The sequence below is a fragment of the Mesorhizobium sp. M8A.F.Ca.ET.208.01.1.1 genome (assembly GCF_004791315.1).
Taxonomy (GTDB): Bacteria; Pseudomonadota; Alphaproteobacteria; order Rhizobiales; family Rhizobiaceae; genus Mesorhizobium.
This window is the reverse complement of the sequence record NZ_SRUT01000003.1, coordinates 88,970-104,022: the sequence shown is the minus strand read 5'-3', so window position 1 is coordinate 104,022 and position 15,053 is coordinate 88,970. Positions and strand designations below refer to the sequence as shown.

10 protein-coding genes are annotated in these 15,053 nt (G+C 59.8%); 5 read left to right on the top strand and 5 right to left on the bottom strand.

What is annotated here, in order from left to right; genetic code table 11:
• The first annotated feature begins 106 nt into the window (after positions 1-106).
• A complete protein-coding gene (locus EN851_RS17220; RefSeq protein WP_189521873.1) occupies positions 107-2,122 on the top strand; it encodes an acyltransferase family protein in 2,016 nt (671 codons plus the stop codon).
• Between the two features lie 100 nt (positions 2,123-2,222).
• On the opposite strand, the gene EN851_RS17215 is transcribed toward EN851_RS17220, so the two are convergent.
• The 3 genes from EN851_RS17215 to EN851_RS17205 all read right to left on the bottom strand — a co-directional run bounded on the left by EN851_RS17215 (position 2,223) and on the right by EN851_RS17205 (position 6,560).
• Positions 2,223-4,250, bottom strand: a complete 2,028-nt coding sequence (locus EN851_RS17215; RefSeq protein ID WP_135929651.1) for an O-antigen ligase family protein — start codon at positions 4,248-4,250, stop codon at positions 2,223-2,225.
• Between the two features lie 3 nt (positions 4,251-4,253).
• On the bottom strand, positions 4,254-5,537 hold the full coding sequence (locus tag EN851_RS17210) for a glycosyltransferase (RefSeq protein WP_135929650.1): 1,284 nt from the start codon (positions 5,535-5,537) through the stop codon (positions 4,254-4,256).
• Between the two features lie 111 nt (positions 5,538-5,648).
• Complete coding sequence (locus EN851_RS17205; protein WP_135929649.1) at positions 5,649-6,560, bottom strand: hypothetical protein; 912 nt, start codon at positions 6,558-6,560, stop codon at positions 5,649-5,651.
• 138 nt (positions 6,561-6,698) lie between these two features.
• Here EN851_RS17205 and EN851_RS17200 point away from each other — a divergent pair, with 138 nt between their 5' ends.
• The gene (locus EN851_RS17200; RefSeq protein ID WP_245464227.1) at positions 6,699-8,507 is read left to right on the top strand and encodes an ABC transporter ATP-binding protein; all 1,809 of its coding nucleotides are present in this window, start codon (positions 6,699-6,701) and stop codon (positions 8,505-8,507) included.
• On the opposite strand, the gene EN851_RS17195 is transcribed toward EN851_RS17200, so the two are convergent.
• Positions 8,504-9,352, bottom strand: coding sequence for a class I SAM-dependent methyltransferase (locus EN851_RS17195; RefSeq protein WP_135864954.1), 849 nt, complete (start codon positions 9,350-9,352; stop codon positions 8,504-8,506). The genes EN851_RS17200 and EN851_RS17195 overlap by 4 nt on opposite strands.
• Positions 9,349-10,479 carry a glycosyltransferase family 4 protein gene (locus EN851_RS17190; protein WP_127275384.1) on the bottom strand — a complete coding sequence of 377 codons (1,131 nt, stop codon included), beginning with the start codon at positions 10,477-10,479 and terminating at the stop codon, positions 9,349-9,351. The genes EN851_RS17195 and EN851_RS17190 overlap by 4 nt, the downstream gene beginning before the upstream one ends.
• A gap of 238 nt (positions 10,480-10,717) precedes the next feature.
• Between EN851_RS17190 and EN851_RS17185 the strand changes: the two genes are divergently transcribed.
• The 3 genes from EN851_RS17185 to asnB all read left to right on the top strand — a co-directional run bounded on the left by EN851_RS17185 (position 10,718) and on the right by asnB (position 15,036).
• Positions 10,718-11,998: a nucleotide sugar dehydrogenase gene (locus EN851_RS17185; RefSeq protein WP_127275383.1), complete on the top strand. Its 1,281-nt coding sequence runs from the start codon at positions 10,718-10,720 to the stop codon at positions 11,996-11,998.
• 199 nt (positions 11,999-12,197) lie between these two features.
• Positions 12,198-12,992: a class I SAM-dependent methyltransferase gene (locus EN851_RS17180; protein WP_135929648.1), complete on the top strand. Its 795-nt coding sequence runs from the start codon at positions 12,198-12,200 to the stop codon at positions 12,990-12,992.
• 73 nt (positions 12,993-13,065) lie between these two features.
• Entirely contained in the window at positions 13,066-15,036 is a 1,971-nt protein-coding gene (gene asnB / locus EN851_RS17175) for an asparagine synthase (glutamine-hydrolyzing) (protein ID WP_135929647.1), read from the top strand.
• Positions 15,037-15,053: the final 17 nt, after the last annotated feature.

Below are 15,053 nucleotides of genomic sequence, written 5' to 3'. Positions count from 1 at the left end.
ATGCGACTTGTAAGTCGAATCGCGGGTGCCGCCGTTGCATATGTCCGGCCATCGACTCATGATACGCAATTGGGCTGTGAGGCCGGGAAATAACCCGGAGGGAGCCGTGAAGTCCGACTATCGGCCAGATATCGACGGATTGCGCGCAATCGCAGTGGTCGCCGTCATTCTTTTCCATTTTGACGTGCCCGGCTTTCGAGGCGGCTTCGTCGGCGTCGATATCTTCTTTGTCATTTCTGGCTACTTGATCACCCGCCTTTTGGTGGCTGAAGGCGGCGAACTGTCCCTGATCGAGTTCTACGCCAGGCGCATGCGCCGCATTCTGCCGGCGATGCTGGTAACGATCTGCTTCTCGCTCATTGCGGGATGGTTTCTGTTGCTCCCCGGGGACTATGCCGACTTGGGGCGCAGTGCCACCTATTCGACGTTCGGGTTGGGAAACTACTACTTTCTCTGGAATACGGGCTATTTCGATCGCGAGTCGGCGCTTCTGCCGCTGCTCCATCTCTGGTCGCTGGGCGTCGAAGAGCAATTCTACCTGGCATGGCCGATTTTGCTTCTGGCCGCGAACCGGTTGGCGCGGGGCCGCCATCTGCCGGTCATCGCGCTCATCTGTGCCGTCGCACTGATTAGTTTCTCGATTGCCCTCCATCTGGTGGCGATCGATCCAAAACAGGCGTTCTATCTTCCCTTCAGCCGAGCTTGGGAACTGGCTCTCGGCGGCCTGCTGGTCTTTGCGGCGCCCCTTCGCCGCCGGGGCGCTTCCGAGGTTTTCGGACTGGTCGGCCTTTGCCTGGTCGCCGCCAGCACCATCTGGCTATCGCCGAGCCAACCGTTTCCAGGCTTGAGTGCTCTCTTTCCGGTGATCGGCGCCGTCCTGCTCATCTGGGCGCGTTCGCAGTCAACGGTCTCGGCGCTGCTTGCGAGCCCGCCTTTGCGATCGACGGGAAAGATCTCTTATAGCCTTTATCTCTGGCATTGGCCGACCCTGGTCTTCTTCCGTCACTATGCGGGCACCGCAATGCCAACGACGGCAGAGGCGTCTGTCCTTGTCGCCGTGGCAGGGCTGGCGGCGTATTTCTCTTGGCGGTTCGTCGAGGAACCCCTTCGCCGTCTGCGGGCGCCTCCATCCAGGGCATTTGCCGCCGGTGTTGCCGCTGCGGTGATAGTTTGCCTGAGCGGCAATGCGATCTTCGAAGCCGGCGGTTTCACCAGCAGGATTCCGAAAGAAGCCGAGGCAATGCGCAGCCTCGAGGTGATGTGGGACTGGCCGTGTCCACAGACGGTCGTCATTCCTGAACTGGGCAGCACGTTTTGCGCGTTTGGGGCGCCCTGGGGCAAAGCGAGACATCACGCCGTCCTGTGGGGCGATAGCCACGCCGAACACCTCGCCCCGCTGTTCGATGCTGCCGGCCAGCACGAGAATACCGCCTTCTTTCTTTATCGCGCGTGCCCGGCCGCATTCGGAGAAGGTGTCCATCGCGATTTTCCAGAGCACCCCGACTACCAGGAAAGCTGCGCGTCTTCCCGAAAGGCGGTCGTCTATATGCTGAGACAGCGAAAAGATATCGACCTCGTGGTCCTGTCTTCCGCCTGGACAAACCTTGCTGACACCAATGTCGTCGCCGATGACGGCCGGCAGGCGGACAGGGTCCTGCTGTTGCGCGATGGCTTGCTCAGCCTCGTAAAAGAAATCACCGCTCGGCAACGACGCATCGGAATCATTGGACAGGTGCCTGTGCCAGGCGTGGATCTGACGTCCTGCGCGGCAATGCGCGAAAGCGGCATGCTGAGACGTTGTTCGACAGACATGGATAGCGAGCAAATCCTACGGCGTTGGTCGCCGGTGGTGACCGCGTTAGAGTCGCTTGCGGATGAAAATGGGGTGTTCTTCGTCGATCCACTCAAAGGCATGTGTCCGGACAGGCATTGCGCCACCTACATCAATGGCGAGTTCATTTACCGCGACAAAGCTCACCTGCGCCGAAACTTGACACCGGAGACCGACGTCGGCCTTGCGCGAACGATCGGTCTCCACCAGGCCCTAGCCGCAGCCGACGGGCGAACTCGTGTATCGACAGCGAACGCCATGCAGCCTTCGACAACCAGCATGAGCAATTGAGCCCGCAGCTCTGTGCCATGCGACGACAGCGCCGGACATAGCCTCTACGTCGACGATCATCACCTGTCGATCTTCGGCGCGAGACTTATTGTTCCGAAAATCATCCGGAGGCTTTAGACCGACTTGTTAGTGGCGTCACGGCAGCCACAGTTGCAATCGACCATGCAATGATCGTGCCCAGAAGAATGAAGCATAGTGCACTGACCGACAGCGGAACGGCGACCTCGTAGGTTCGGTCATTGCTGCGAGGGTCGCTCGAATCCGTGGGCGCGAACAGCACAGCATCCGGCCGGCGAAAAGTATACTCGCCCTGCCTGACGGCAGGCCATGCGTGAGAAGACCAGCCGACGCGATGTAGCGATGTTCCGTTTTCGCGCAGATAGGATGCTTGCAAAGGCGAAGTGCCAGTCAGGTTGCCTAACTGGAAAAGGCCGGGAAATTGTGGCCGCGGAAGCAGCGTTTCGTATCCGCCTCGGGCGGCAAACATGGTTTCGTTCTGCAGCCGCCCGGTAATAAGCGGTGGTGTGACGAGCAGTATCGCGATGCAGCCGGCCCCGAAGGCGGCGACGCCTGCCACTGTTCCGCAAGCAAAGCTCCAAGGCTCGCCTTTCTCTGTCGGCGACGGCTTTGCGGCAGCCAGTTTTCGTGCGGCGAGCATGCCGCCAATTCCGAGCGCGATTGGAAGAAAGAGACTTGGTGTCAGCAAGAGGTCATGCGAGGTCAGCGCCACCCCCATGACCGCGACACCAATGGCAAGATCACCGGCGTTCCGGGCAAAGCAAAAGGCGAAGCAGACCAAGCCAATCGGAATCAGCCAGCCGAGGTGACCGAAAGCGATTGCAAACAGGACGAAGGTGTTGTGCGGCGCAAGGGCTTGCGCCTGTTCAAGTCCGCGACCGAAAAAACCGCCTTCTCGATAGGCGAGCAGGCCGCGCTCGAGAAAGAGAGCCCTTGCCGAGATCGAGTTCCTCTTGCCTTCATCCGTCAGCCGTTCGCCGAGCGCCTGCATCTTGGCGACGTTCGTGGATTGGTTAGCCGCGGGCGCGGGGCCGGATGGCAGAGGAGACGAATTTACGGCGTCCGCGGATGCACCGCCCTTAGCGGCGGCCGAACCGCTCGGGGGTTCGACGGCGAGGGGCGTGGTAGTGTCAGCAGAACTTGCCCGAGGCGGAGCCGGTTGATTTGCCGACGCCCCTTCAGGCGGTGGCGCAATTGACACCGTAGCGGCTGGCGGAGATCGATCGACAGCCTTCGATGCTTCGTTGAGCGCCGTGCTTACAGACAAAATTCCGGCATAGGATTCGTCCGTGGCAATACGGAAGGAAGCATTTGTGGTCAACGCGATGCCGATCGCCCCCAGCAGTGCAAAAGCGACGACGACCGCACGGCCCAAGCCCCCAAGATCGATCTGAAAACGACGGCCGCTGCGAAATTGTTGCCAAATGCGGACGACAATCGGAACCGCCACCGTTGCAAGGGCGGCAAGAAGGGTCGAGCGAGAAAGCGTCGCGAGAAGCGTTATGGCTACGAGCACGAGGAAGCTTGCACGCCACTTTTGTGCGACGGCGCGGTAGCTCGCCGCAGCCCCAAGCAGAAGTCCGGCCGCTGCGATATTGGGATTGACCGCCAAACCGGCGGCCCGGCCAGGCGTGTTGGTGAAGCCGCTGGCAAAGAGGAGGTCGAGCAAGCAAACCACCGCATTGAGCGCTGTGACTGACGCCGAGAGGCGCAACACGATTGCGGGAGCTGAGGCAAGCATGAGCACAATCGCCGCGCCGCCGAGGAAAAGTGTGATCAGGTAACACTTGGCGACGATCCCGATCGGATGAAGCGCAACCGGGACGACTGCCATGGCGGCGGTGATAGCAAGCAGAAGGATCGCGCTACGCACGTCTCGACGCGTCACAAGAACGGCGATCGAAACAATCAGCACGCCGCCATAGAGCGCATGGAACACCAGCCTGGCGAACTCGTCCCGCCCGGTGAAGAACGGCAGAAAGTATGGCATGAACCAGGACTGGTATATGACGATGACGAACGCGCAAAGCCCTGCCGAGATGCTCGTCAGGATCGCCCGCAACGGATGCGTCGAGCTCGCCGAGCGTTCCGAGTGGGCAATCCCGCTCATTCGTCAGCCCACGAGATAGAGGCGTTCATATGCGTCGACCATAGCTCCTGTCGAATACCGCTCGCGCATCATCCGTTGCCTAAATTCCCGGTCGGCTGTCGGCTCCGGCAATCGGTCGAGAACGGCTAGAAGCCCGCGAGCCAGATCGGCAGGGTCACGAGATTTCACCAATACACAACCCGGCATACCGGAGATAGCCTCCGGATTTCCGCCGACATTGGTGGCGACAACAGGAAGACCCGCCGCGAGCTTTTCCATCAGGGCATTGCAAAAACCTTCCTCATGGGAGGCGATCACGCCAACATCCATGCCGGCGAGCAATTCCGGCACCTCGCTCTGTGATCCCAATGCATGGACTTTCGATCCGACGCCGAGCCGCCGTGCCTCTTCCGCCAGGCCCGGCCCGATGCCTCGGTCCTGTCCCGCCATGAACAGCCTCAGATTCGGCCGGCTTTCGCTCGCAAGAGCGAATGCTTGAATGAGATCCCTGTGCCCTTTGTATGGGATTAAATTCGCGACTATGATGATGCCGACTTCGTCCTGGCTGAGGCCGAGCCGCCGCCGGGTTTCGTCCCGGCGATGGACGATGTCATCGAAGCGGCTGAGATCGAGACCGTTCGGGATCACCCTTATTCTGTCGATATCATAGGCGTCGCGAGCCGCCATATCGGCCGCGACCGCATGCGAATTCGCGACCACCACATGGGAAAGCCGATTGGCGATCCGGTCCATTCGCTTGAGCCTGGGCCACCGTTCCTGATGGTTGCCGAGACCGCGTCGCGACGTGATGACAAATGGCGCCAGCGCAACCCGCCCCGCCAAGGCGCCCAGGAAATTGGTCAGCGGCAGGAAGGCGTGGACCACGCGCGGCCGGGTCAAGACGATGCGCAGGACAAGCGAAGTGACGGCTGCGCCGAGAACCAGCATCGCCTTCACACTCGGGCGCCTCGTCGGCGCCGCGCCCGACTTGGCACCCACTTTGGCCACTGTCGGCGACGCAGGTAGGGGATTCGGCCGATGAAGTCCGTACAATACCCGGATCCCGGCGCGATTCAGCGTCTCCGAGAGAACACCTCCTTGTGAAAGCGCAAAGACTTCTACCTTCCAGCCGCGCTGCTTCAATTCCTTGGCAAGCAGCACGAGCTGGCTCTCGGTGCCGCCCAGGTCAAGCGTTCCGATGACAAAGAGTACTTTGCGACGAGGCTTTCTAGCCAGTGCGGCAGAAGGCCCGGCAGCCGACTGTTGGCCTTCAGCATCAGTCATCGGAAATTTCTCTCGCAGCGTCATCCGCTCCGCCGCCTTTCCTCATTGGTCGCCGGTTGCCGCTAGGCGCAGCCGCTTGCAAGCGGAAGCCTCTGCGAGGCGATGGCTTATAGAAATGGTCACGAGCAAACGAAATCAAGAGGACCGAGCAATTCCGCGAACCCGCTGCAGCACAAGCCGGCCGCGTCCTACAAGAAGATACTGGAGCAGAATGCCGATGGTGACGAGTAAAATACCAATGGCAAGGAACGCAAGCGGCGGAGCCCATTTCAGGCGTTCGAACTTTGCCTCGTACGCACGCACGCCGTTGAAGTCTTCGGCAGTTCCGAGCGGTTGCCAGTCCTGACCATACGCCCTTCTTAGCAGAGGCAGCATCGGCCCGAATTGCGCGTAGTACGTGTCGATGATCGACGGGTCTTGTTGTACATCCTCAAGCGAGTGAGGAACGAAGACACCATAGTCGGAATCGAGAATGTTGCCATTTGACTCAACTACAGTGTGCTCGGGCGCACTGTAGATCGTCGCTTCGATGCCCTGATCGGCAAGGACAGAGTAGACGATCTTCGAAACCTGGGAACAGAACCCATAGCCGCGATCCAGTGCCTTTCGGGGAGTTACAAATTCATAGTTCCCCAGGTTTTCCCGATATTCCGAAAGAAAGCTGAGCATCCAGAGCAAGTAATTGTCGAAAACCCCGATCCGGGTGTAGGACGCATCGGCCTCCGACCAGCGGTCACCTTCTGTCCAATAGTGTACCATTCCACGCGCGACCGCCGTTGTCAGACGCTCAAGATATGGCTGCATCGGCTCACCCGTGCGGCGATAGAGATCATCAACGTCCGCAACTCTCTGTGCAAACCCCAGTGGCCCCTCAATTGCCGAAGCAGGTGGTGCCGGGTAGGCGCTGACCAATCCGAGCGGGTATGCCGACACAAAGAACAGAAATGCCGTCCCCACCCCTGCCGAGAACACGCCGAGTGCACGAAGCAATGCCGCAATTAAGGCCAGCCGCTGCCTTCGATCCCGAATCTTTATAGCGTCACCCATGATTGAAGCATATCACCTCACCGCAATCACGGTCTCTGGCCCATACGCGCAGTTGTGGACAGGTCACCTTCGCGCTTCTGTGATAAAGTTGCCAGCGGGCATCTGTTGTGACTTGTCGTGGAGCGCCGAACGTGTGCATTGAGCGCTCTGAATGCGGACATCGATTTGGCATTGAGCGGAAACCGAAACTCGGGCAGCACTCTCGACACACTGCGACGCTTGTGGCGGCAGGTATCGAAGCCTAGACAAAGGCAGTTTTTCGGCCTCCTTGTCTTGATGATGTTCGGAGCACTTGCGGAAGCCGCTACGCTTGGTGCCTTGCTGCCGTTTCTTGCGCGCATCGCCAATCCCGAGGCGGTTGGCGGCCAGTCGTTCCTCGCTCGCCAGCTTGCCGGCTTTCGGCTGACCAGCTCTTCAGACAGCCTTCTCGATTTGACGATTCTGTTTTCGGTGGTGGCGATCATAGCCGGCGCCGTGCGCATATTCCTTGCCTGGGCCACGAACTCTTATGTCTTCTCGCTGGGACACGAAGTGGGCGTGAAGGTCTATGACCAAGTACTCCGCCAACCCTACAGCTACCACGTTTCGCGCAATTCCAGTTCGGTGTTGGCCGCGCTTCGCCAGGTTCAAGCCATTACCGCGGGTGTAATGCTGCCCCTGTTGCAATCGATCAGCGGCATAGTCATCGGCGTCTTCATCGTCGCTGCCCTTTTTGCTCTGAGTTCTTTCATCACCTTCGTTATCTTCGCGGGCTTTGGGGCGGTCTACCTCGCCATGTCGCTCGTCATCCGCAAGCACCTCAAGAAGAATGCGCAAATTATCGCCAGCGCGCAGGCGGAAGGCATCCGATCTGTCCAAGAGGGACTGGGTGGCATCCGCGATGTTATCATCAACGACACCCAACCGTATTTTCTGTTGCGGTACACCGAACTCGATTTACGCCTGCAGCGCGCGAATGCAATGAACGCACTTGCCGCGGGCGCTCCGCGTTTCGCGATCGAAGCTGCGGGTATGGTGATCATCGCGGCGCTTGCTTATTTCCTCATCACCCGCTCGAACGATGCCGGCCAGGTTCTGCCGATACTTGGAACATTTGTCCTTGGAGCGCAGCGTCTGCTCCCATCCATGCAGCTTGTATACGGCAATTGGGCCCTGATACTGAGCAATCTTGCCGGCGCCGAAGTCGTGCTCCAGGCGCTCGAGGCACCACTCGGCCCAGAGTGGAACCAGCCGCCACCTAAGCGTCTCCCATTCGATCGAGCGATCATGCTCAAGGATGTGTCGTTCCGTTACGCTTCTGACCAAGCGCCGATACTCGAGCGATTCAATCTCACGATCTCGAAAGGAAGCAAGGTCGGGTTCATCGGCAAGACGGGCAGCGGCAAGAGCACGACGGTCGATCTGATAATGGGTCTGCTCGAGCCGACTGGCGGAGTGATCGAGATCGACGGGCAGCGGCTGGACGGAACCACACGGCGTGCCTGGCAAAGACAGATTGCCCATGTGCCGCAAAGCATCTTCCTGGCGGACGCCTCGATCGCCGACAATATCGCCTTCGGCATCGATCCCGCCAACATCGACCGCGACCGCGTGCGCAATGCAGCGCAGCAGGCCGCACTGGCGGATTTCATCGAAAGTTTGCCGCAAGGCTATGAGACGCGGGTCGGCGAGCGTGGAGTCCGTCTATCGGGTGGTCAGCGCCAGCGCATCGGCATCGCCCGGGCGTTGTACAGACAGGCTTCCGTGCTCGTCTTCGACGAAGCCACGAGCGCGCTCGACACGGAGACCGAGGCCGCGGTCATGGAGGCGATCCGCGAGCTGCCCGCCGGCCTGACGGTGCTGATCATCGCGCACCGGCTCACAACAGTCGAAAATTGCGACGAGATCGTCACCCTCGAAAACGGCCGGCCACATATCTGGACGAGAGCCGGCGGACAGACCGCTTAAAGCGACTTGCTCCGTTTGGGCGGCCGACTGTTCGGGCTCCGGAAAAGGAACTCCGTGCATGCCTCACCCGTAGATATCCTGACGAGCTCGAAATCGAACCGTTTCTTCAGGAAATCGATCACCGCCTGGTCGTCGGCAAACTCCATAGGCCAGCCGCCCAGCCAGTCGCGGATGTCGGTCATGTAGCTCATGCCGCGACCTTTTTTCTTTTGATAGATCTGCTTCACGAGCAAGGGCAGTTGAAGTGGATTGCGACCGAGCCCGAAGCGCCAGATGTACCAGTACTCCATCCACCGCCTTTGGCGAGGGTTGGCGCCGTTGTATCGCCGTTTCACGTCGAGCCAGAATTGCGCGGACGGCTTCACGACATTCGACGAATAGAGAGCGATGAAGAATAGACCGCCGGGGGCAACCGTGCGCGCCGCATTTTCGATCGCCTGCCACATCGCGCCGGTGTGGTGGAGCACGCCCCAGGAATAGACGAGGTTCCAGGTGCCTAGCTTCTCCATATAGTCGGCGTCGAGCACGTCGCCGCGTTCGACGATCCAGTTCGTCGGCTCACCCGCCAATTGCCGCAACTTGCCGGTTGTGCTTACCGAGAGCGGGTCAAAGTCGAAGGACTGTATCCTATCCGCTTTTGCATCGAAGGCGGCAAGCGAGTGCAGCCCGCTGCCGCTGCCGATATCGAGGAAGTCGAAGCCTTCGAGGGTCTGCTTGCCGAGGAAGGACAAGAGCTTCTCCGCCGCCATGCGGCGGCGTTCCGCCGAGTAGTGCTTGTCGATGAACGACGCCCAATTGGCTCCGAACTCGTATCGGTTCGACGATGGATTTCCCGCGAACGTCATTCTGTGGCTCGGTGCCGGGCTTCGATGATTTCCATCATATGAGCGGTAACTTTCCGAATATCATAGCGCTCTTCCGCGATCGATCGACTGTTTTTGCCCATGCATTCGGCTTCACCTGGGTTGTCGATCAAGCGGATCATGGCTTCCGCCAAGGGGGGCGCGGCGCCGACCGGCACCAGCAGGCCGCTCACGCCGGGAACGATCGGCGCGCGACAACCCGGCGCATCTGTCGTGATCACCGGGCGCCCCATTGCCATCGCCTCCAGGACAGATCGCGACGTACCCTCGCGGTAGGATGGAAGCACGAAGATACGCGAATCGGCGATCACCCCGCGGACGTCTTCCACAGGCCCGTGATAGCGGATGGTTCCGTCCGCGACCGCTGCCTCAACTTCCGATACCGGAAATCCCGCGGGATTTGGATCCGTATCGCCGACCAGGTCGAAACGGGCTTCAGGTCGAATTGCCTTAACCAGCCTTGCCGCACCCAGATATTCGCCGAGGCCTTTGTCGCGAAGCAGGCGTGCGATCATAAGAAATCGCGGCTTCTCTGGTAATGGCGCAACCTTGAATCGATCGAGATCTACCCCTGAACCGTTGGCTACATTGGCTGGTGTACGTCCGAGCAGTCCCAGACGACCGAAGTCATTGCGGTCATCGTCGTTCTGGAAGGTGGCCGTGGTGGCAACACGCAGGCTCGCGGCATAAAGAAGCCGGGCCACCGCATTGACCATCCTCCACCGTAGAGATTTGTGACGGTCCGTGAACGCATAGCCGAGGCCCGTGACAAGGGCGTGCCGGCGCGGTACCCCCGCAATCAGCGCCGCGGGTATGCCGTAGACGATCGGCTTGATCGCACAGGTCAGCACGGCCTGGGGTTTGAGCTCTCGTAGCTTCCTGCAAAGACGAAAAGCCAAAAGCGTATCGCCGAATGGCGCAATAGCCGCACGCTCCATGGGCAATGGATGAAAACGGATGCCGTTCTCGGTCAGCCAACGAACGGTCATGGCATCGACTGGCGCCAGGGCATGTACTTCGTATCCGGCGGCGCGCAGCGCAAGCAGAAGATGTCCCCGCGTGGTTGCAAGGGATCTTGGTTCGCTTACGACAACAACGATGCGATCCATGCATTCAGGTTCTTGGCTGACTGGTCCAGACCATTCGGCTCTTGTAGGGTCTTGAGGCTCGAAACCCAATCCTGCCGCATCTTATCCACAACATCGAGCGCCACGAGACGATGGCGACACGCGCATCGATCAGGCGCTATTTTGAGTGGAGAGTTCCCACTTCGCAACTACACATCGTTGAATTGGCGTGCAGCCTGCCATACAAGCGCTGGACATAAGTGACTTAGGAACTCCGCCGATGTCCGAACGCATCGCCGTTATCGGTCTGGGATATGTCGGCCTGCCGGTAGCCGTCGCGTTTGGGAAGGTTTTCCCGGGCACCATTGCTTTCGATATAAGCGAAAGCCGGATTGAGGAATTGCGTCGCGGCGTCGATCGCACCGGAGAGGTCGACACGGCGGCGATCAAGGAATCCTCGATCGCGCTTACGACCGACCGAGAGATGTTGAAAGGCGCGACTTTCTTCATCGTTGCCGTGCCAACGCCTATCGACATCAACCGTGCTCCCGATCTTTCGCCTTTGAAACTGGCATCGGAGCTTGTCGGTGAAGCGGTGAGCAAAGGCGCCGTCGTCGTTTTCGAATCGACGGTCTATCCAGGCGTGACCGAGGAATTTTGCGGGCCGATCATCGAGCATATATCCGGCCTGCGGCATCCTCATGACTTCGCGCTCGGCTATTCGCCTGAAAGGGCGAACCCAGGCGATCGGGAACACTCGCTGCGGCGGATCATCAAAGTCGTCTCCGGTGAGAACGCAGAGACGCTGGAGCGCGTAGCCAGCGTCTATGGGAGCATCATCGATGCCGGCGTCTACCGCGCGCCGTCGATCAAGGTGGCCGAAGCGGCGAAGGTCATCGAGAACACACAGCGCGACCTCAACATCGCGCTGATGAATGAACTGGCAATGATCTTTGAACGGCTTGAGATCCGCACGCAGGATGTCATTGATGCCGCATCGACAAAATGGAACTTCCTCCCCTTCAAGCCGGGCTTCGTCGGCGGTCACTGCATCAGCGTCGATCCGTATTATCTGACTGCCAAGGCGGAGGCCGAAGGCTACCATCCGCAGATTATCCTCGCCGGACGCCGCATCAACGACGGCATGGGAGCCTTCGTTGCCCAGCAAGTCGTCAAACAGTTGATCCGCTCGGACATATCAGTCAAAGGAGCTTCCGTCGGCATTCTCGGACTGACCTTCAAGGAGGACGTTCCGGATTTGCGCAACAGCCGCGTGTTCGACATGGTCAAGGAACTGAGACAGTTCGGCATCGTGCCCAAGCTTCACGATCCCCTTGCCGACGCCGAATCCGCTCGACGCGATCACGGCGAAACGATCCTGCCGCTCGATGAGATAAGCGATTTGCAGGCGCTTGTCTTGGCGGTACCGCACAACGTCTATCTCACCAGTGAGAGAGCGCGTCTTTTTCAAATGATCAAGCAGGGCGGGACGCTGTTCGACATCAAGTCTGCCATCAAGCCGAATGAAATCCCTGACAATTTGAAGTATTGGAGTCTGTAAGGCTCGGCCTGAATTCAACAGTGGGATCTACCGTGAGGTTAAGCAGGCCGATTCTGACCACCGACGCAGCCGGTCTTAGAGGATTCCATCTCCACAAGAGGCGGGCGTGGCTCGACCGGCTGAACGCATTCGTTTCGGGACTTCTATCTGGCATCAGCTAAGGCTTCGGTCATTCGGAAAGGGCGACGGTGGGAAGCTTATGAACGCGCGTTATGATTTCGGCCGCAACTGGTCCGAGCTTGCTGCGCGCTTCGAGGACGAGCATCTGGATCGGGCTTGCGAGGATCTTCGCCGCCTGGTGGGCGATCTGGAGGGGAAGACATTTCTCGACATGGGCTGCGGATCGGGCCTGCATTCAGCGGCCGCTCTTCGGCTGGGGGCAGCGAAGGTTCACGCCGTTGACTATGATCCGGGTTGTGTCGAAACGACCAAGGCCGTGCTTTCTCGCTTCGCGCCGGAAGCCGAATGGAGCGTGGAGCGTGCCGATATCCTCGACAGGGCGTCGCTTCCGACCGGGACGTTCGATGTCGTCTACTCGTGGGGCGTCCTGCATCACACGGGCGACATGTGGGCGGCGATCAGCAACGCAGCCGGCCTCGTTGGTCACGGCGGAAGATTTGGCATTGCGATCTACCTGAAAACGCCACTTTGCGGACTGTGGACGGTCGAAAAAAGGCTCTACTCCTCTCATCGCTGGCTGCGGCCTCCGGTCAAAGCGCTGTTTGTCTCGGCCTACATGTCGGCGAGAACGCTGCGCCATCGGGACACGATCTCGTTTGTAAAGAACTATCGCGCGCGCCGAGGCATGGAATTCCTGGCGGATGTCGACGACTGGCTAGGCGGCTATCCCTATCAATCCACCTCGGCCGAAGAGTTGGAGACGTCAGTCGAAAAACTTGGGTTTCGCACGAAGCTGCGCTTCAATGCAGTGCCTGGAATTGGCCTCTTCGGCACCGGCTGTGGTGAATGGTGTTTCGAGCGAATGGATTTATAGCCGCTGGTTTCCTCCTCTGATTTCGCGGCAGAGAGAGAAAGAACCGAGCCTGGTCATTGGAGAGTAACGCCGGATGTGCGGTATCGTCGGCATTGTGGGTGGAGCGGCCGCGACAAGCAGCGGCCCCTTCAGCGTGCGCCGCATGGCGGACATGATCCGGCATCGCGGACCGGATGGCGACGGCATCTGGACTGACGCCGAGGCCGGGGTCGCGCTCAGTCAGCGCCGACTGGCAATCATCGACCTGTCATCGGCCGGCGCGCAGCCGATGATTTCGCACAGCGGTCGCTATGTCATCGTCTTCAATGGAGAAATCTACAATCACGGCGAGATGCGGACGCATCTCGATCGGGACTTCGGCGCTCATGCATGGCGCGGTCATTCCGACACCGAGACCTTTCTGGCTGCAATCGAGGAGCTTGGAACCAACAAAGCGCTTGGACTGGCTGTCGGCATGTTTGCTTTCGGCTTGTGGGACCGCAAGGAGAGAACGCTCGTTCTCGGACGTGATCGCCTGGGGGAAAAGCCGTTATATTATGGCCGGATCGGCAAGGCCTTCGCGTTTGCCTCGGAACTCAAGGCCTTTCAACCGCTGCCGGATTGGCGCCCGGACATTGACCGGAATGCGCTGGCTTTGCTGGTGCGCCACAATTACATCCCCGCGCCTTACAGCATTTACCAAGGCATTCGGAAATTAAGACCCGGCCATCTCCTCGTCCTTTCCGACCCGATGCGTGAGCCACATGTCGAGAGCTATTGGAGCGCCAGGGAAGCCGCTGAACAAGGCCAGCGCGACCCTTTTCAAGGGAGCCCCGAAGAGGCGGTCGACGAACTCGAACGTCATCTTCGCCGCGCCCTCGAAGGGCAGATGATCGCTGACGTGCCGCTCGGCGCCTTCCTCTCGGGCGGCATCGATTCTTCCGCCATCGTGGCGGTCATGCAGTCGATCAGTTCGCGACCGGTACGGACCTTCACGATCGGATTTGACGAAGTCGGCTACAACGAGGCGGGCCATGCCAAGGAAGTCGCGCGCCACCTTGGCACCGACCATACGGAACTTTATCTCAGCGAGCGGGACGCGCTAGAGGTTGTGCCCAATCTGCCCGGCATTTATTGTGAGCCCTTCTCCGACTCCTCGCAAATCCCGACATTCCTCGTCTCCAAACTGGCGCGTGGCAGCGTTACCGTGGCGTTGTCGGGCGATGGCGGCGACGAGCTGTTCTCCGGCTACACGCGCTACGCACTCGCCGATGCGTTATGGAACAAGCTTTCCCGCGTCCCGATGGGGCTGCGCCGCGCGTCGGCCAGCCTGGCGACACTGCCCTCGCCCGGTCTCTACAACAATGTCGCGGGTGGGATCATGCCGCTTCTGCCGCAGCGCCTGCGCCGTGAGCGCGTCGGCGACAAGATCCACAAGGCGGCGTCGGTTCTTTCATTGCGAACAATGGACGATGTCTACCGCCGCCTCTGCTCGCATTGGGAAGCGACCGAAATCATCCCGGATGCGGACGAGCCGCCCACCATGCTGACGGGATTGGAGGCGCTTCCAGCGCTGCCGGGCAACGTCGAGCGGATGATGTACATCGATATGATGAGCTATTTGCCGGACGACATCCTGGTAAAGGTTGATCGCGCGGCAATGGCAGTCAGCCTCGAGACCCGCGTGCCGCTGCTTGACCACCGGCTGATAGGCTTTGCACTTTCGCTGCCGCTTTCCATCCTGCGAGCCGGCGACCAGACAAAGTGGCCGCTCAGGCAACTGCTTTATCGACATGTTCCGAAAGCGCTCGTCGAACGTCCGAAAATGGGCTTCGGCGTGCCCATCGACACCTGGCTGCGCGGCGCGCTTCGCGAATGGGCGGAGGCGCTGCTCGACGAGCGCCGATTGCGGGAAGACGGGTTCTTTCGAGCCGATGCAATCCGGCGCGCGTGGTCTGAACACCTCTCCGGACACCGTAACAATCAGTATCTGCTTTGGGACGTCTTGATGTTCCAATCCTGGCAGGAAGGAACCCAGGGAGCTTCATCGGCGGTCGCGGCCTGAACAGGCATCAGGGCCAG

Coding starts and splice junctions, on each gene's coding strand:
- EN851_RS17210 (WP_135929650.1), bottom strand. CDS start 5,537: ATGACGCTGCGAGAGAAATTTCCGATGACTGATGCTGAAGGCCAACAG.
- EN851_RS17195 (WP_135864954.1), bottom strand. CDS start 9,352: ATGACGTTCGCGGGAAATCCATCGTCGAACCGATACGAGTTCGGAGCC.
- asnB (WP_135929647.1), top strand. CDS start 13,066: ATGTGCGGTATCGTCGGCATTGTGGGTGGAGCGGCCGCGACAAGCAGC.
- EN851_RS17215 (WP_135929651.1), bottom strand. CDS start 4,250: ATGAGCGGGATTGCCCACTCGGAACGCTCGGCGAGCTCGACGCATCCG.
- EN851_RS17190 (WP_127275384.1), bottom strand. CDS start 10,479: ATGGATCGCATCGTTGTTGTCGTAAGCGAACCAAGATCCCTTGCAACC.
- EN851_RS17185 (WP_127275383.1), top strand. CDS start 10,718: ATGTCCGAACGCATCGCCGTTATCGGTCTGGGATATGTCGGCCTGCCG.
- EN851_RS17180 (WP_135929648.1), top strand. CDS start 12,198: ATGAACGCGCGTTATGATTTCGGCCGCAACTGGTCCGAGCTTGCTGCG.
- EN851_RS17205 (WP_135929649.1), bottom strand. CDS start 6,560: ATGGGTGACGCTATAAAGATTCGGGATCGAAGGCAGCGGCTGGCCTTA.